Here is a 15,992-nt window from a genome sequence, read left to right on the forward strand (position 1 = left end):
AGGTGTTGCCGGTGTTACCACCACGTAAGCGATCAGGGGGTGACGCCTCGTGATGATCCTGGACAGTCTCCCCTTCCAACGCATTCGCCGCAGCCCGGACGCACTCAAAAGTCGCTGGTAGTTGCCTCGAAGGATGTGACACCTTCTTGCAGGAGAGGTTGGATGCTGTAACACTGAGGGGGTGTACGGCAACGACTTCGCCCCGCTCCTTGAGCAGGTGGACAGCGCCGAGCGGGACCTCCAGCAGGCCGCCGGCCGTGATGTGGCGGCCGGATCCGACCTCCAGGGCTACTTCGACACGATCGTCGCGGCCGACCAGAAGATCGAGCCGCGGGACTGGATGCCGGAGGCGTACCGCAAGACGCTGATCCGGCAGATCGCGCAGCACGCGCACTCGGAGATCATCGGCATGCAGCCGGAGGGCAACTGGATCTCTCGCGCGCCGTCGTTGAAGCGCAAGGCGATCCTGCTCGCCAAGGTCCAGGACGAGGCCGGGCACGGGCTGTATCTCTACGCCGCCGCGGAAACGCTCGGCATCTCCCGCGACGAGCTGGTCGAGATGCTGATCGACGGCCGGCAGAAGTACAGCTCGATCTTCAACTACCCGACGCTGACCTGGGCGGACGTCGGCGCGATCGGGTGGCTGGTCGACGGCGCCGCGATCGTCAACCAGGTGCCGCTGTGCCGGTGCTCCTACGGGCCGTATGCGCGGGCGATGATCCGCGTGTGCAAGGAGGAGTCGTTCCACCAGCGGCAGGGGTTCGAGATCCTGCACACGCTGTCGCACGGGACCCCGGAGCAGAAGGCGATGGCGCAGGACGCCGTCGACCGGTGGTGGTATCCGTCGCTCGCCATGTTCGGGCCGCCCGACGGCGATTCGACGCACTCCGAGCGGTCGATGGCCTGGAAGATCAAGCGGTTCACCAACGACGAGCTGCGGCAGCGGTTCGTCGACATGTGCGTGCAGCAGGCCGGCATCCTCGACCTGCGGATTCCCGACCCTGACCTGCGCTGGGACGAGGCACGCGGGCAGCACGACTACACCCAGCCCGACTACGACGAGCTGATGCGGGTGATCAAGGGCGACGGCCCGTGCAACCAGGAGCGGATGGAGCACCGGCGGCGGGCGCACACGGACGGTGCCTGGGTGCGCGAGGCCGCCCGTACATACGCTGAAAAAAGGGCAAACAATGCTGTTTGAGGTATTCGTCCGGCCGCGTCGTGGACTGTCACACGCCCACGTCGGCAGCCTGCACGCGCCCGACGCCGAGATGGCGCTGCGCAACGCCCGTGACGTCTACACCCGCCGCCAGGAGGGCGTGTCGATCTGGGTCGTCCCGGCCGCGGAGATCACCGCCAGCAGCCCCGACGAGAAGGACGCGTTCTTCGCTCCCGCCGCCGACAAGGTGTACCGGCACCCGACGTTCTACGACGTCCCGGAAGGCGCGGCACACATATGAGCCACGTCGGTTACGTGCTGGGCCTTGCCGACGACGCGCTGGTCGCCGCGCAGCGGCTCGGCGAATGGTGCTCCCGCGCGCCGGAGATGGAAGAGGACATCGCGCTGGCGAACATCGCCCTCGACCAGCTCGGCGTGGCCAGGCTGCTGCTGACCTACGCCGGCGAGCTCGAAGGCGCCGGCCGCACCGAGGACGACCTGGCATATCTGCGCTCCGAGCAGGAGTTCCGCAACGTTCGGCTGGTCGAGCTGGACAACGGCGACTTCGCGGTCACCATGGCCAAGCTGCTGTTCCTGTCGATCTACCAGCGGCTGCTCTACGACCGGTCGATCGGCGTCGGGGACGAGCGGATCGCCGCCGTCGCCGCGAAGGCGCGCAAGGAGTCGGCGTATCACGTCGACCACAGCTCCCGGTGGGTCGTGCGGCTCGGCGACGGCACCGAGGAGTCGCACCGGCGCATGCAGGCCGCGGTCGACCTGGTGTGGCCGTACACGGACCAGCTGTTCGAGGTGGATCCGGACGTGCACGCACTGGGCCTCGCGGGGGTCATCGTCGACCCGTCGACGCTGCGGCCGGCGTGGCTGGCGGCGGTCGACGCCGTCCTCACCGAGGCGACGCTGACCAGGCCGGCTGCGGGGTCGCCAGTGGCCAAGCGGGGCGAGCACACCGAGGCGCTGGCGAAGCTGCTCGCCGAGATGCAGGTGCTGCACCGCGCACACCCGGGAGCCCGCTGGTGACGCTCTTCGACGTGGTCGCCGCCGTCAAGGACCCGGAGCTGCGGGTGCTCAACCTCGCCGAGCTCGGCATCCTCCGCGATGTCGCGGTCGACGGCGACGCCGTCACGGTGACGATCACCCCGACCTATTCCGGCTGCCCCGCCATGGACCTGATCCGCGCCGACATCGAGTCCGCCCTGCACGAGGCGGGCGTGTCCGAGATCTCCGTCAAGACCGTCCTCGACCCGCCGTGGTCGACCGACATGATCACGGAAGAGGGCCGGTCGAAGCTCGCCGCGGCCGGGATCGCACCACCGGGTCGCGTCTTCGTCACGCTGTCGGTGCGCTGCCCCCGCTGCGGGTCGCCGGCGACCGAGCAGCTGTCCCGGTTCGGCTCGACCGCGTGCAAGTCCCTGTGGCGCTGCACGTCCTGCCTCGAACCCTTCGACGCGGTGAAGGCGATATGACGACCCCGCTCAAGCTGCGCCGCCCCACGTTCCAGCGACTGGCCGTGGTGGACGTCGAGCCGCTCACCGACGACTCGGTCGTGGTGACCTTCGACGTGCCGGCCGGGCAGCGCGCCGCGTTCGCGTTCCAGGCCGGGCAACACCTCACCGTCCGTCGCTGGGACGGCGACACCGAGATCCGCCGGTCGTACTCCATCTGCTCGACCCCGTCACGGCTGGCCGCCGAGGGGGTCCTGCGGGTCGGGATCAGGGCGGTGCCCGGCGGGGCGTTCTCGTCCTACGCCGTCGCCGGCCTCTGCCCGGGCGACGAACTCGACGTCATGCCCCCGCTCGGCCACTTCACCAGCGCGTTCGACCCGTCCCGGACCAGGCACTACGCCGCGCTCGTCGCCGGCTCCGGGATCACGCCGGTGCTGTCGCTCGTCGGGGCGGCCCTCGAGGTGGAGCCGTCGAGCCGCTTCACCGTCGTCTACGGCAACCGCGCCGCCGGCACCGTCATGTTCGCCGAGGAGCTCGCCGACCTCAAGGACCTGCACCGGGAGCGGTTGCACATCGTCCACGTGCTCTCCCGCGAGGCGCAGGAGTCGGCGCTGCTGTCCGGGCGCCTCGACGAGCAGCGGGTCGGCGCGATCCTCGACACGCTGGTGCCGGCGGGCACCGTGGACGAGTGGTTCCTGTGCGGGCCGCACGGCATGGTCCTGGACGCCCGGGTCGCGCTGAGCCTGCGGGGCGTGACGGACGACGCCGTGCACACTGAGTTGTTCCATGTGGCCGAGGTACCGGCATCGCCCGCGCCGCCGTTTGCCGGCACTTCGGGTGTGACGGTGGATATCGTCCTGGAAGGCCGCACCTCCCGCATCTCGATGGCTGCCGATGAGCGGATCCTCGACGCGGCGCTGCGGCAGCGGCCCGAGCTGCCGTACGCGTGCAAGGGCGGGGTCTGCTCGACCTGCCGCGCTCGCATTGTGGAAGGTGAGGTCTCCATGGCGCGCAACTTCGCGCTGGAGCCGGACGAGGTCGCCGCCGGCTATGTCCTCACCTGTCAGGCCCTGCCGATCACGGACAAGGTCGTGGTGGACTACGACGCATGAGGCTTGGGGTTGGTCCAATCCGGCGGGGCGGTTGCTCCGAATGAGCGATATGAGACCCGAATACGAGGAGCTGCCCACCCAGCGGCTCGTCGCCGTGCCGACCCCGCAGCGGCGCGTCGACGCCGACGAGCTGCTGAGCCGGGTGGCCCGGGGCGACGAGCGGGCCTTCGCCGAGCTCTATGACCTGCTGTCGCCGCGCGTGTACGGGCTGATCCGCCGGGTCCTGCGCGACCCCGCCCAGTCCGAGGAGGTCGCGCAGGAGGTCATGGTCGAGGTGTGGCGCAACGCCGGCCGCTTCGACGGCACCCGCGGCTCCGCGACGGCATGGGTCTTCACGATCGCCCACCGCCGGGCCGTCGACCGGGTCCGGGCCGAGCAGGCCAGCAACGACCGGGCCCAGCGGGTGGCCGCGAGCAGCGTCGAAACCCCGTACGACGACGTGGTCGAGACCGCCACCGCCCGCATCGAGCAGCAGCAGGTCCGCCGTTGTCTCGACGGCCTCACCGACCTGCAGCGCGAGGCGATCACCCTCGCCTACTACAACGGCAACAGCTACCGCGAAGTCGCCGACCTGCTCGGCGCCGCCCTGCCGACCATCAAGACACGCATGCGTGACGGGCTGATCCGGATGCGGGACTGCTTGGGAGTGGCGTTCTGATGGCCGAGACGGTGGACATCCACGCGTTGGCGGGCGCCTACGCGCTCGACGCGGTCGACGACCTGGAACGGGCCGCGTTCGACCGGCACCTGCGCGAATGCGGCGCGTGCGCGGTCGAGGTCGCCGAGCTGCGGGAGACCGCGTCCTGGCTGACCCACGCGGTCGCCGCGCCGCCGCCGCCACGGCTGCGGGACGCGGTGCTGGCGGAGATCGGCCGCACCGCTCAGGAACGCCCCAAGCGCGGTGCCGTGGGTGGCGGGCGGTCCCAGCGGTCCCGGCTGCTGCGCTGGACCGTCGGCGCGGTGGCGGCGGCAGTGCTGGCCGTCGGGGTGGGCGTCGGGACGTGGACGATCGCGCAGAACGGGGTGCAGCAGGAGAACGCGCGAATCGACGCGGTGCTCGCCGCCCCGGACGCCCGCCTGGTCTCCTCCGAGATGGCGGGCGGCCGGGTGACGCTGATCGTGTCGCCGTCCCGGAACGCCGCGGTGGCGGTCCTGGACGGCCTCGAGGACCCTGGGGCCGACAAGGACTACCAGCTGTGGATGATCGGCGATGCCGGTCCGAAGGATGTCGGCGTCATCCCGGGCGGGACGGGCCGTAAATACATCAACGGCCTCGCCCCTTCCTTCGGCGTCACCAAGGAGCGCGAGGGCGGCGCAGACAAGCCTTCCGAGCCGCTCGTGGGTCAGATCAAGCTGTGAGTGCGGCCTCGATCGCGGCCTGGTCCTCCGGGGTGGGGACCCAGGATCCGGCCGCGACGTTGGCCGTGACCTGCTCGGCGCTGGTGGCACCGGCGATCACGCTGGCGACCGCCGGCCGGGCGGCCAGGCCACCGATGGCGACCGCGAGGAGGTCGACGCCGCGCTCCTGGCCGACCGCCTCGAGGCGCTCGATCGTGTCCCAGGGCGCGCCGGCCAGGACCTTGTCGAAGCCGTCCCGGGCCAGTCGGGTGCCCTTCGGGGCGGCCTCGCCGCGCCGGTACTTGCCGGTCAGCAGCCCGTGCGCGAGCGGGAAGAACGGCAGCAGCCCCACCCCGTAGTGCTCCAGGGCCGGCACCAGGTCCTTCTCGACGCTTCGCTCCAGCAGCGAGTAGGAGTTCTGGGCGCTGACGAACGGCGTCGTTCCGTGCGTCCGCGCGGTCCACGCGGCGTCCGCGGCCTGCCAGCCGGAGAAGTTCGAGTGTCCGATATATCTGACTTTTCCGGCCTGTACCAGCGCGTTCAGGGCGTCGAGGGTTTCCTCGATCGGCGTGTTCGGGTCCGGGGCGTGCAGCTGGTACAGGTCGATGTAGTCGGTCTTCAGGCGCCACAGCGACGCCTCGACGGCCTTCGCGACGTATCGCCGGCCGCCCCTCGCGCCCCAGTCCGGACCGTTCGAGCCCCGCGCGTCCATCCCGAACTTGGTGGCGACGATGACCTCGTCGCGCCGCTTGCCCAGCGCCCTGCCCAGCGCCTCCTCCGAGGCGCCCGGGGTCGCGCCGTAGATGTCGGCCGTGTCGAACAGGGTCACGCCGAGATCGATCGCGGCGTGGACGACCTCCGCCGCGCGGTCCGCGTCGATGCGACCGCCGAAGTTGTTGCATCCGATGCCGACGACGGAGACGGTGAGGCCCGAGGCGCCGAGGCGCCGATAGCGCATGTCAGTCACTTGGTGATCCTAGGCACCACAGATCGCGGGGCCCTGCCGCGCGCGGTGTGATCCCACGTAGTCTCGATGACGTGACGGACACACCGGTGATCAGCGACATCCTGCAGCGGGCGGCCGACGGTGGGCGGATCAGCGCGGAAGAGGCGCTGCTGCTCTACACCGACGCCCCGTTCCACCCGCTGGGTGAGGCGGCGGACACGGTGCGCCGCCGGCGATACCCGGACAACATCGTCACGTACCTCATCGACCGCAACATCAATTACACGAACGTCTGCGTGACGGCGTGCAAGTTCTGCGCCTTCTACCGGGCGCCGAAGCACGCCGAGGGCTGGACCCACGGCACCGAGGAGATCCTGCACCGCTGCCAGGAGGCCGTCGACCTCGGCGCGACCCAGGTGATGCTGCAGGGCGGCCACCACCCGGACTACGGCGTCGAGTACTACGAGCAGCTGTTCTCCGCGGTCAAGCAGGCCTTCCCCACCCTGGTGATCCACTCGATCGGCCCGTCCGAGGTCCTGCACATGGCCAAGGTCTCCGGTGTCTCCATCGAGGAGGCGATCCTCCGGATCAAGGCCGCCGGCCTCGCCTCCATCGCCGGCGCCGGCGCCGAGATGCTGCCCGAGCGCCCCCGCAAGGCGATCGCCCCGCTCAAGGAGTCCGGTGAGCGCTGGCTGGAGGTCATGACCCAGGCCCACCGCCTCGGCGTCTCCTCGACCGCGACGATGATGATGGGCACCGGCGAGACCAACGCCGAGCGCATCGAGCACCTGCGCATGATCCGCGACGTGCAGGACAAGGCCGTTGCCAACGGCTACACCGCTTCAGCGGATCTCGAGGGCACGGTCGGCGGCTTCCGGTCGTTCATCCCGTGGACGTACCAGCCGGAGAACAACCACCTGAAGGGCCGCACCCAGGCGACCAGCCTCGAATACCTGCGGATCGTCGCGGTCGCCCGGCTGTTCTTCGACAACATCGCCCACCTGCAGTCCTCGTGGCTCACCACGGGCAAGGACGTCGGCCAGGTGTCACTGCACCTCGGCGTCGACGACCTCGGCTCGATCATGCTGGAGGAGAACGTCATCTCCTCCGCCGGCGCCCGCCACCGCTCCCGCCTCACCGAGCTGGTCCAGATGATCCGCGACTCGGACCGCATCCCGGCGCAGCGGGACACCCAGTACCGCCACCTGCAGGTCCACTGGACCCCCGCCGACGACCCCACGGACGACCGCGTGCAGTCACACTTCTCCTCGATCGCCATCCCCGGCGGCGGCGCCGGCCGCTCCATCCCGCTGACGCCGGTGTCGTCATGAGCCGCGCCTCGCTGGACAAGCAGCCGCACGAGGTAGCCGCGATGTTCGACGGCGTGGCCAAGCGGTACGACCTCACCAACACGGTCATCTCAGGCGGCCAGGACCGCATCTGGCGCCGCGAGACCAGGCTCGCCCTCGGCCTCAAGCCCGGCGAACGCGTCCTCGACCTCGGCGCCGGCACCGGCGTCTCCACCGAGGAACTCGCCAAGTCCGGCGCCCAGGCCGTCGGCCTCGACCTCTCCATCGGCATGCTCCAGGCCGGCCACGCGAAGCGCCCCGCGGTCCCCCTGATCGCCGGCGACGCCCTCGCCCTGCCCTTCGCCGACGAAACCTTCGACGCGATCACCATCTCCTTCGCCCTGCGCAACATCGTCGACACCGACGCCGCGCTCCGCGAGATGGCCCGCGTCACGAAGCCCGGCGGCCGCCTGGTCATCTGCGAGTTCAGCCACCCGACGTGGCGCCCCTTCCGCGGCGCCTACCTCGGCTACCTGGTCAAGGCCATTCCCCAGGTCGCGAAGCGCGTCTCCAGCAACCCTGACGCCTACGTGTACCTGGCCGAATCCATCCGTGCCTGGCCCGACCAGGAGGGCCTGGCCGCCCGCGTCACCGCCAACGGCTGGCGCAAGGTCGCCTGGCGCAACCTCACCGGCGGCGTGGTGGCCCTGCACCGAGGCTTCCGCATCTAAGGCATCGTGTGGCGTCATCCCGGCAGCGCCCCGGACTGCCGAGATCCGTGCCGTCAACCGCACGTTCGTCGCAAAACGGACCGTTGCGCGGCGCATGATCGGCGGCTCCTACCCGTCCGGCGCCGCAGCAGTCGGCGTGACGGCAGCGGGTGATCTCGCGGAGCCGACCAGGTTGCTGTGTGGACGATCGAAAGCGTCCTTCGATCACGCCGTGAAGATCGAATCAGCGCTTGGCGCCGGTCGGCGTTCCAGGATGCGGGCTGTGTGATCTTGCCGCCTTGATCGAAGGCCGGCCGTGGTCGCCCGGACAACCAGCCCGCGCCTTCGATTATCGGGTAGATCCACTCTGGGAGCAGAGGAAGCTCGCAAAAGAGCCCTATCCGGACATCGGGAGCGTCGAATCGAGTGCTCCTGGGCACCTCACGCCGAATCGCAGCCGCCTGGGCGGCCAGTCTGGAGTCTTCGCTGCGCGGCACCGCCTGACGGCGGCCAGATCCGTCCTTGGATTACGAGGACCTGAGGGGGTGGAGCGGCACCCGGAGCGACCGGCGAGCGACTGGCAGCAGGCAGGTCGCTGCCGCGCGCCGGCTGGCCGCGCCCGGGCCGTGGCCCCCCACCACCGACTGGCGCGAACGTGGCTGAGGTGCGAGGCGAGCGAAGATTTTTGCGGCGAAAATCACCTCCTGGCCCGTCGCGGCTCCAACAAGCGGCGTGCCGATGTGGCCCACCCGGCCATAATCCCGTGCGGTCTCGGTTGTTGGGCTGCCGGAATCGTTCGGGATCCGATCACGACCTGCGCCGTAGACCGCTGGGCGGACGTGGCGATGCGGCTGCGGTGGGAGGTCGGGTCAATGGTGCCGGGCGCCAGGCAGCGATCTTCGCTGCGGGGTCGTGCCCGTCGTGCTAGCCGGCTGAAGATGCCGCGCCGAGTGCCCCGAAGTGGGCGGCGTGCCGATGTTGCCCTGCCCGACGATGATCCCGTGCGGTCTTGGTGGCTGGGGCTGCCGGAACCCGTTCGGGATCACGACCAGCGCCGTCCGACCCGTCCGAGCGGTGCCGTCTGACCAGCGCCGTCTGACCAGCGCCGTCCGACCCGTCCGAGCGGTGCCGTCCGACCGGCGCCGTCCGACCGGCGCCGTCCGACCAGCGCCGTCTGACCAGCGCCGTCCGACCCGTCCGAGCGGTGCCGTCCGACCCGGGTCGTCTGACCAGCGCCGTCCGAGCGGGTGCCGTCAGGGCTGCGTCGTCTGACCAGGGTGCCGTCTGAACAGCGCCGTCTGACCAGCGCCCCCGGTGGGCGCGGGCAGGTGAGTGCGGGCCGGCGGGCGCCGGGGTTGCGGTCGGGGGCGGGCGGGGTGCCGGATGAGGTCTTCGGTGGAGCGACGCCCGCCACAGCGACGCCTCCCAGAGCAACGCCTCCCAGAGCAACGCTCTCCAGACCACCGCCAGCCAGATCACCGTCGGCCGGGCCGCCGCTAGCCGGGCCGCCGCTAGCCGGGCCGCCGCTGGCCGAGCCGCCGTCGGCTGGACCGACGATCGCCAGAGCGGTGCCCGCCGGAGTGACGCTCGCGAGCGCGACGACAGCATCGTGCTCACCAGCGGACCGGGGTCAAGCGGTCCAGGTGTTGCCGCAGCTCCGCGACCAGGTCCGACGGCCGGGTTGTCAGGTCGTTCCAGGTGTAGCTGACGACCGTCCAGCCCGCCGCGGCGAGACGGGTGTGCCGGTTTCGCAGCGGGGTGGACGGCTCCAGCTCCTCGATCCCGAGCTCGATCACCAGTTTCGCCTCGGGGAACACCATGTCGCCGAGGCCGATCAGCCCCCACCGGTCGCTGATCGGCTCCTGTGGGGACCAGCCCCAGATCCCGGCCCGCTGCAGGAGCCGGCCGGCCAGTTGCTGGGCGGAGGTGCGGTTGCCCATGGCGACGGACCGGATCAGGCGGACCAGCCGCGGGGTGCCGTGCCGGCCGGTGGCGTCGCGGATGCGGGTGGCCAGGTCGGGCATGGTCGTCCAGCACTCCTGCAGCGCGGTGGTGAGCAGGGCGGTGGCCGTGCCGTCGGGCAGGAGGCGGGCGCAGTCGTAGACGGTGCGCTCGGCAGTGGTGACGCGTCTGTCGTCGACAACGCAGATGTCGGTCTCCGGCACCTCCCGCGTCAGGACGTGCACGTGCCGGATCCGGGGTCTGCGGGCCTCGAACGCCACGAAGGTCTCGGTGCTCGGCACGTCCCAGCCGTGCCAGCGGGCGGCGGAAGGGCCGGCGAGCACGGCGCTCGGAAGGGCGAGCTGGGCGGCGACGTCGCGCAGGCGTGGGGTGACCGGCAGTCCACGGTCGGCGAAGACGTCGCGGAGGATCGGCGTCCAGTCGCCGGTCTGCAGTTTGGTCCTGATCCGCGGACTCGTATATCCGCAGCTCAGCGCCTGTGTACGAGTAAAAAGTCCGCGTTGGTCCGCGGCGTGTGCGTCGAGCCGGTCACGGTCCGGCTGCCCGGGGTTCATGATGTCCGAGGATTGTCATGCCCGAGCCGACTGTCGACGCACAACAATTTTCTGTGGATAACCCAGCGCCATGATCGCCACTTGTCGCGTGTCGGGGCCGACCGACCGCTGCCCTGTCGTCCGATTTGTGGATCTAGGTGACCGCTCGGGTGACAACTTAGGGTCGCCTAACCGACAGACGGCCTCTTCGCGGTTCTAGACTCGCACCAGAGTGACTTTGTGAAGACTTTCACGAGCCGGAAACCACCGGTCAGCGTGACGAAAGGGCAGGAGGTGACGGCTGTGACCGACACTCAAAACGATGCGGATGTCATCGTCGTCGGCGCGGGGCCCGGCGGGTCGACCGCCGCGTTCCACCTGGCCCGGCACGGGCTGCGGGTGCTGTTGCTGGAGAAGACCGAGTTCCCCCGGGAAAAGGTCTGCGGCGACGGTCTGACCCCCCGTGCGGTCAAGCAGCTGATCAAGATGGGCATCGACACCACCGAGGACAAGGGCTGGCTGCACAACCGTGGCCTGCGGGTCATCGGCGGTGGCATCCGGCTCGAGCTCGACTGGCCCGACCTCGCGAGCTACCCCGACTACGGGCTGACCCGCACCCGCATGGACTTCGACGACATGCTGGCGACCGCGGCGACCGCCGCCGGCGCGACCCTGCGCACGGGCACGCCGGTCACAGGCCCGATCCTGGACCGCACAGGCCGGGTGGTCGGCGTGACCGCGACCGGACCCGGCAAGGAGCCGCTGGAGTTCCGGGCACCGCTGGTCATCGCGGCCGACGGGGTCTCGGGCCGGTTCGCGCTCGCGCTGGGCATCGCCAAGCGCGAGGACCGGCCGATGGGCGTCGCGGTCCGGCAATACTTCCGCAGCGAGTTCCGGCACGACGACGACTACCTGGAGTCGTGGCTGGAGCTGCGCAGCCGGGAGTCCGGCGACAAGCTGCTGCCCGGCTATGGCTGGATCTTCGGGCTCGGCGACGGCCGGGTCAACGTGGGCCTCGGCGTGCTCAACAGCAGCGTGGCGTATGGCAAGACCAACTACAAGACGCTGCTCTCCGACTGGGTCGACAACACGCCGGCGGAGTGGGGTCTGTCGGACCCCGCCAACGCCGAAGGCAAGCCGCAGGGCGCCGCGTTGCCGATGGGCTTCAACCGGGTGCCGCACTACACCCGGGGTGTCCTCCTGGTGGGCGACACCGGCGGCATGGTCAACCCGTTCAATGGTGAGGGCATCGCCTACGCCATGGAGTCCGGCGAGCTGGCGGCGGAGATCGCCATCCAGGCCCTCGCCCGCCCGCAGGGCACCGCCCGGGAGCGGGTGCTCGCCAACTACCCCACCGAGCTCAAGGCGCGCTACGGCGGCTACTACCGGCTCGGCAACATCTTCGTGAAGCTCATCGGCAATCCGCAGGTGATGCGGATGGCCACCAAGCACGGCATGCCACACCCGATGCTCATGCGGTTCGTGCTGAAGCTTCTCGCCAACCTCACGGACCCGCGTGGCGGCGACGCCATGGACCGTGTGATCAACGCGATGACCCGCATAGCACCCGCGGCCTGACAAACACGGGCATAACCCGGAAACCACAACTGACCAGCCAAAAGCACAGCCCCGGACGAAGCGGTCCGGACATCACCGAATAGTGTTAAACCGCATACAGCTTGAGTGGTCCCCAGGGGCGGCAGCCCCGCCGGGCTCGCCGAAAGGACGGAGCAGCACAGTGTCGCTCGCGCCGTACGTACCTATCCTCGGACTCTTCGCCCTCGCCGCAGCCTTCGCGCTGTTCTCGGTGGCGGCGGCCCCGTTCGTCGGGCCGCGCCGCTTCAACAAGGCGAAGCTCGACGCCTACGAGTGCGGCATCGAGCCCACTCCGCAGCCCGTCGGCGGTGGCCGCTTCCCGGTCAAGTTCTACCTGACCGCGATGCTCTTCATCGTCTTCGACATCGAGATCATCTTCCTGTACCCGTGGGCCATGAACTTCGGCATGCTCGGGGTGTTCGGGTTCGTGGAGATGGTCCTGTTCATCGTCACGGTGTTCGTCGCGTTCGCCTACGTGTGGCGGCGCGGCGGGCTGGATTGGGACTGAGCCATGGGCATCGAGGAAAAGGTACCGACCGGCATTCTGCTGACCTCCGTCGAGAAGCTGGTCAACTGGTCGCGCAAGGCCAGCTTCTGGCCCGCCACGTTCGGCTTGGCCTGCTGCGCCATCGAGATGATGGCGACCGGCGCGGCCCGCTACGACCTGGCGCGCTTCGGCATGGAGGTCTTCCGGGCCAGCCCCCGCCAGGCCGACCTGATGATCGTGGCCGGCCGGGTCAGCCAGAAGATGGCCCCGGTCCTGCGCCAGATCTACGACCAGATGCCGGAGCCCCGCTGGGTGCTCTCGATGGGCGTCTGCGCGTCCAGCGGCGGCATGTTCAACAACTACGCGATCGTGCAGGGCGTCGACCACATCGTGCCCGTCGACATGTACCTGCCGGGCTGCCCGCCGCGGCCCGAGATGCTGATCGACGCGATCCTGCGGCTGCACGACAAGGTGATGGCCGAGCCGCTCGGTGACCGGCGCCGCCGCATGATCGAGGCGCGGGTCGAGCGCGACGGGCCGCCGATCGTGGCACCTGGCGCGATGCCGTCGAGCTACCGGTTCGACAAGGCCAAGCGTGCCGAGTGGACCAAGGCCGTCGCTCAGGGCCGCGAGGAGCAGCTGCGCATCCAGAAGTGGATGGAAGAGCGGGCGAACCTGTCCGGAGGAGCGAAGTGACTGAGGTAGAACCGGTCGGCGCCGAGCTCGGCGCCCCGGCGCAGCTTCCGCCGTCCAGTGCCGCCGGGCAGGGCATGTTCGGCGTGCAGGGCACGGGTGACACCTCCGGCTTCGGCGGTCTGCGCCGGCGCCGCGAGGTCGAGCTGGACTCCCCGCGCCCGTTCGGCGGGTATTTCGACGAGGTGGTCGACGGGCTGGAGGAGGCGTATCCCGCCTTCGCCGACGCGATCGAGCGGGTCGTCGTGGACCGCGGCGAGCTGACGCTGCACGTGGTGCCCGAGCGCATCGCCGAGGTCGCGCAGACCATGCGGGACGACCCGGCGCTGCGCTTCGAGCTGCTCTCGTCGGTGTCCGGGGTCGACTACCTGGGCTCCGACGGCCGGCGGCTGCACGCCGTCTACCACCTGACCTCGATGACGTTCCGCCGCCGGATCCGGTTGGAGGCCGCGGTCACCGCCGAGGACCCGCACCTGCCGAGCGTCACGCAGATCTACCCGACCGCCGACTGGCAGGAGCGGGAGACGTACGACATGTTCGGCATCGTCTTCGACGGCCACCCCAACCTGACCCGCATTCTCATGCCCGACGACTGGGAGGGCTTCCCGCAGCGGAAGGACTACCCGCTCGGCGGCGTGCCGGTCGAGTACAAGGGCGCCGAGATCCCACCGCCGGACCAGCGGAGGAGTTACCAGTGAGCACCGATTACGCCAGCGCCCGGGAGACCACGGAAGGCAAGGTCTTCACCGTCACCGGCGGCGACTGGGACACGGTCGTCAACGAGGCGGGCTCCGAAGAGCGCATCGTCGTCAACATGGGCCCGCAGCACCCGTCGACCCACGGCGTGCTCCGGCTGGTCCTGGAGCTCGAGGGCGAGACGGTCACCGAGGCCCGGACCGTCGTCGGCTACCTGCACACCGGCATCGAGAAGAACCTGGAGTTCCGCAACTGGACCCAGGGGACCACGTTCGTCACCCGCATGGACTACCTGGCGCCGATCTTCAACGAGACCGGCTACTGCCTGGCGGTGGAGAAGCTCCTCGGCATCGAGGACCAGATCACGCCCCGCGCCACGACGATCCGTGTGCTGATGATGGAGCTCAACCGGGTCGCGTCGCACCTCGTGTGGCTGGCGACGACGGGCATGGAGCTCGGCGCGCTGTCGATGATGATCTACGGGTTCCGCGAGCGGGAGTACATCCTCGACATCTTCGAGATGGTCTCCGGCCTGCGCATGAACATGGCCTACGTCCGGCCGGGCGGCGTCTCCCAGGACGTGCCCGAGGAGGCGCTGGCCAAGATCCGCGAGTTCCTCGGCTGGATGCCTGAGCGCATCGACATGTACGAGGACCTGCTGTCGGGCAACACGATCTGGCGCGAGCGCACCCAGGGTGTGGCGGTGCTGGACGTGACCGGCTGCCTGGCGCTGGGCATCACCGGCCCGGTCCTGCGCTCCGCGGGGCTCGGCTGGGACATCCGCAAGCAGCAGCCGTATCTCGGCTACGAGACCTACGACTTCGAGGTCCCCACCGAGCCGACCGGCGACGCCTGGGGCCGCTACAAGGTCCGGCTCAACGAGATGCGCCAGTCGGTGCGGATCATCCAGCAGGCCATGGACCGCCTGGAGCCCGGCCCGATCATGATCGCCGACAAGAAGATCGCGTGGCCGGCGCAGCTTGCGATCGGCGGCGACGGGCTCGGCAACTCCCTCGACCACGTCGCGAAGATCATGGGCCAGTCGATGGAGGCCCTGATCCACCACTTCAAGCTGGTCACCGAGGGCTTCCGGGTGCCGGCCGGCCAGGTGTACGTGCCGATCGAGGCACCCCGCGGTGAGCTCGGCGTGCACGCGGTCTCCGACGGCGGCACCCGGCCCTACCGGGTGCACTACCGCGAGCCCAGCTTCATCAATCTGCAGGCGATTCCGGCGATGGCCGAGGGCGGGCTGCTCGCCGACGTCATCGTGGGCGGCGCTTCGCTCGACCCCGTCATGGGTGGGTGTGATCGTTAATGGCGTTCAGTGAGGTCACGCGCGAACGCGCGCGGCAGATCATCGCGCGGTACCCGGAAGGCCGGTCGCGCTCGGCACTGCTGCCGCTGCTGCACCTGGTGCAGTCGGAGCAGGGTTACGTCTCGCCGGAGGGCATCGCCTTCTGCGCCGAGGTCCTGAACATCACCAAGGCGCAGGTCGGCGCGGTGGCGACGTTCTACACGATGTACAAGCGCAAGCCCACCGGCGACTACCTCGTCAGCGTCTGCACCAACACCATGTGTGGCGTGCTCGGCGGCGACAAGGCGTTCGAGGCGCTGCGCGACTACCTGGGCGTCGACCACGACGAGACGACGTCGGACGGCAAGATCACGCTCGAGCACGCCGAGTGCCTCGCCGCCTGCGACTACGCGCCGGTGATGACGGTCAACTACGAGTTCTTCGACCAGATCACCGAGGACAGCGCGCTCACCCTGGTCAAGCAGCTGCAGAACGGCGAGCGCCCGCAGCCGACCCGCGGCACGCGGCTGTGCACGCTCAAGGAGATGGCGATCCAGCTGGCCGGCTTCGCCGACGACCGGGGCGACGACGTCATCGCCGACGGCCCCGCGGGCGAGCCGACCCTGGCCGGCAACCGGCTCGCTGAGCGGTACGGCATCGCCGTCCCCGGCTTCGACCCCGAAACGCCGATCGCCAAGAAAGAGGAGGCGAAGC

16 protein-coding genes and 1 pseudogene are annotated in these 15,992 nt (G+C 69.9%); 15 read left to right on the plus strand and 2 right to left on the minus strand.

What is annotated here, in order from left to right; translation table 11 throughout:
• Nucleotides 1-181 precede the first annotated feature (181 nt).
• Genes paaA through ACFPIJ_RS23055 form a run of 7 tightly spaced genes read left to right on the plus strand, consistent with a single transcriptional unit; the run spans nt 182 to nt 5,093 of the window.
• Nucleotides 182-1,201, plus strand: a complete 1,020-nt coding sequence (gene paaA, locus ACFPIJ_RS23025) for a 1,2-phenylacetyl-CoA epoxidase subunit PaaA (RefSeq protein ID WP_380117248.1) — start codon at nt 182-184, stop codon at nt 1,199-1,201.
• On the plus strand, nt 1,191-1,460 hold the full coding sequence (gene paaB / locus ACFPIJ_RS23030) for a 1,2-phenylacetyl-CoA epoxidase subunit PaaB (protein ID WP_380117249.1): 270 nt from the start codon (nt 1,191-1,193) through the stop codon (nt 1,458-1,460). Before paaA ends, paaB begins: the two co-directional genes overlap by 11 nt.
• A complete protein-coding gene (gene paaC / locus ACFPIJ_RS23035) occupies nt 1,457-2,197 on the plus strand; it encodes a 1,2-phenylacetyl-CoA epoxidase subunit PaaC (protein WP_380117250.1) in 741 nt (246 codons plus the stop codon). The genes paaB and paaC overlap by 4 nt, the downstream gene beginning before the upstream one ends.
• Nucleotides 2,191-2,643, plus strand: coding sequence for a 1,2-phenylacetyl-CoA epoxidase subunit PaaD (gene paaD / locus ACFPIJ_RS23040; protein WP_380117606.1), 453 nt, complete (start codon nt 2,191-2,193; stop codon nt 2,641-2,643). Before paaC ends, paaD begins: the two co-directional genes overlap by 7 nt.
• Nucleotides 2,640-3,734, plus strand: a complete 1,095-nt coding sequence (gene paaE, locus ACFPIJ_RS23045) for a 1,2-phenylacetyl-CoA epoxidase subunit PaaE (protein ID WP_380117251.1) — start codon at nt 2,640-2,642, stop codon at nt 3,732-3,734. Before paaD ends, paaE begins: the two co-directional genes overlap by 4 nt.
• A 49-nt stretch (nt 3,735-3,783) precedes the next feature.
• Complete coding sequence (locus ACFPIJ_RS23050) at nt 3,784-4,392, plus strand: sigma-70 family RNA polymerase sigma factor (protein ID WP_380117252.1); 609 nt, start codon at nt 3,784-3,786, stop codon at nt 4,390-4,392.
• A complete protein-coding gene (locus ACFPIJ_RS23055) occupies nt 4,392-5,093 on the plus strand; it encodes an anti-sigma factor (protein WP_380117253.1) in 702 nt (233 codons plus the stop codon). The genes ACFPIJ_RS23050 and ACFPIJ_RS23055 overlap by 1 nt, the downstream gene beginning before the upstream one ends.
• On the opposite strand, the gene ACFPIJ_RS23060 is transcribed toward ACFPIJ_RS23055, so the two are convergent.
• Nucleotides 5,083-6,030, minus strand: a complete 948-nt coding sequence (locus ACFPIJ_RS23060) for an aldo/keto reductase (protein ID WP_380117608.1) — start codon at nt 6,028-6,030, stop codon at nt 5,083-5,085. The genes ACFPIJ_RS23055 and ACFPIJ_RS23060 overlap by 11 nt on opposite strands.
• A gap of 80 nt (nt 6,031-6,110) precedes the next feature.
• On the opposite strand from ACFPIJ_RS23060, the gene mqnC reads away from it, so the two are divergent.
• Both mqnC and ACFPIJ_RS23070 read left to right on the plus strand, forming a co-directional pair.
• Nucleotides 6,111-7,349 (plus strand): cyclic dehypoxanthinyl futalosine synthase, encoded by a 1,239-nt coding sequence (gene mqnC / locus ACFPIJ_RS23065; RefSeq protein ID WP_380117254.1) that lies wholly within the window; start codon nt 6,111-6,113, stop codon nt 7,347-7,349.
• Complete coding sequence (locus ACFPIJ_RS23070) at nt 7,346-8,038, plus strand: demethylmenaquinone methyltransferase (RefSeq protein ID WP_203849517.1); 693 nt, start codon at nt 7,346-7,348, stop codon at nt 8,036-8,038. Before mqnC ends, ACFPIJ_RS23070 begins: the two co-directional genes overlap by 4 nt.
• Nucleotides 8,039-9,630: 1,592 nt before the next feature.
• Here ACFPIJ_RS23070 and ACFPIJ_RS23075 read toward each other — a convergent pair.
• On the minus strand, nt 9,631-10,533 hold the full coding sequence (locus tag ACFPIJ_RS23075; RefSeq protein ID WP_380117255.1) for a hypothetical protein: 903 nt from the start codon (nt 10,531-10,533) through the stop codon (nt 9,631-9,633).
• 282 nt (nt 10,534-10,815) lie between these two features.
• Between ACFPIJ_RS23075 and ACFPIJ_RS23080 the strand changes: the two genes are divergently transcribed.
• The 6 genes and pseudogenes from ACFPIJ_RS23080 to nuoE form a co-directional block, all read left to right on the plus strand.
• Complete coding sequence (locus tag ACFPIJ_RS23080) at nt 10,816-12,090, plus strand: geranylgeranyl reductase family protein (protein ID WP_380117256.1); 1,275 nt, start codon at nt 10,816-10,818, stop codon at nt 12,088-12,090.
• 160 nt (nt 12,091-12,250) lie between these two features.
• Nucleotides 12,251-12,616 carry an NADH-quinone oxidoreductase subunit A gene (locus ACFPIJ_RS23085; protein WP_344509015.1) on the plus strand — a complete coding sequence of 122 codons (366 nt, stop codon included), beginning with the start codon at nt 12,251-12,253 and terminating at the stop codon, nt 12,614-12,616.
• Between the two features lie 3 nt (nt 12,617-12,619).
• Nucleotides 12,620-13,291, plus strand: a complete 672-nt coding sequence (locus ACFPIJ_RS23090; protein ID WP_380117257.1) for a NuoB/complex I 20 kDa subunit family protein — start codon at nt 12,620-12,622, stop codon at nt 13,289-13,291.
• Nucleotides 13,288-13,986 carry an NADH-quinone oxidoreductase subunit C gene (locus ACFPIJ_RS23095; RefSeq protein WP_380117258.1) on the plus strand — a complete coding sequence of 233 codons (699 nt, stop codon included), beginning with the start codon at nt 13,288-13,290 and terminating at the stop codon, nt 13,984-13,986. The genes ACFPIJ_RS23090 and ACFPIJ_RS23095 overlap by 4 nt, the downstream gene beginning before the upstream one ends.
• Complete coding sequence (locus tag ACFPIJ_RS23100; RefSeq protein ID WP_380117259.1) at nt 13,983-15,299, plus strand: NADH-quinone oxidoreductase subunit D; 1,317 nt, start codon at nt 13,983-13,985, stop codon at nt 15,297-15,299. Before ACFPIJ_RS23095 ends, ACFPIJ_RS23100 begins: the two co-directional genes overlap by 4 nt.
• A pseudogene (nuoE, locus tag ACFPIJ_RS23105) lies at nt 15,299-15,988 on the plus strand (NADH-quinone oxidoreductase subunit NuoE); the annotation flags it as partial. The gene ACFPIJ_RS23100 and the pseudogene nuoE, both read left to right, overlap by 1 nt.
• Nucleotides 15,989-15,992 lie beyond the last annotated feature (4 nt).

This window comes from Dactylosporangium cerinum (assembly GCF_042653625.1).
GTDB lineage: Bacteria > Actinomycetota > Actinomycetes > Mycobacteriales > Micromonosporaceae > Dactylosporangium > Dactylosporangium cerinum.

Bases quoted from the DNA above. Each gene is read 5' to 3' on its own strand.
- paaB (WP_380117249.1), top strand. From the start codon at position 1,191: ATGCTGTTTGAGGTATTCGTCCGGCCGCGTCGTGGACTGTCACACGCC.
- paaC (WP_380117250.1), top strand. From the start codon at position 1,457: ATGAGCCACGTCGGTTACGTGCTGGGCCTTGCCGACGACGCGCTGGTC.
- paaE (WP_380117251.1), top strand. From the start codon at position 2,640: ATGACGACCCCGCTCAAGCTGCGCCGCCCCACGTTCCAGCGACTGGCC.
- ACFPIJ_RS23050 (WP_380117252.1), top strand. From the start codon at position 3,784: ATGAGACCCGAATACGAGGAGCTGCCCACCCAGCGGCTCGTCGCCGTG.
- ACFPIJ_RS23055 (WP_380117253.1), top strand. From the start codon at position 4,392: ATGGCCGAGACGGTGGACATCCACGCGTTGGCGGGCGCCTACGCGCTC.
- ACFPIJ_RS23060 (WP_380117608.1), bottom strand. From the start codon at position 6,030: ATGCGCTATCGGCGCCTCGGCGCCTCGGGCCTCACCGTCTCCGTCGTC.
- ACFPIJ_RS23070 (WP_203849517.1), top strand. From the start codon at position 7,346: ATGAGCCGCGCCTCGCTGGACAAGCAGCCGCACGAGGTAGCCGCGATG.
- ACFPIJ_RS23075 (WP_380117255.1), bottom strand. From the start codon at position 10,533: ATGAACCCCGGGCAGCCGGACCGTGACCGGCTCGACGCACACGCCGCG.
- ACFPIJ_RS23090 (WP_380117257.1), top strand. From the start codon at position 12,620: ATGGGCATCGAGGAAAAGGTACCGACCGGCATTCTGCTGACCTCCGTC.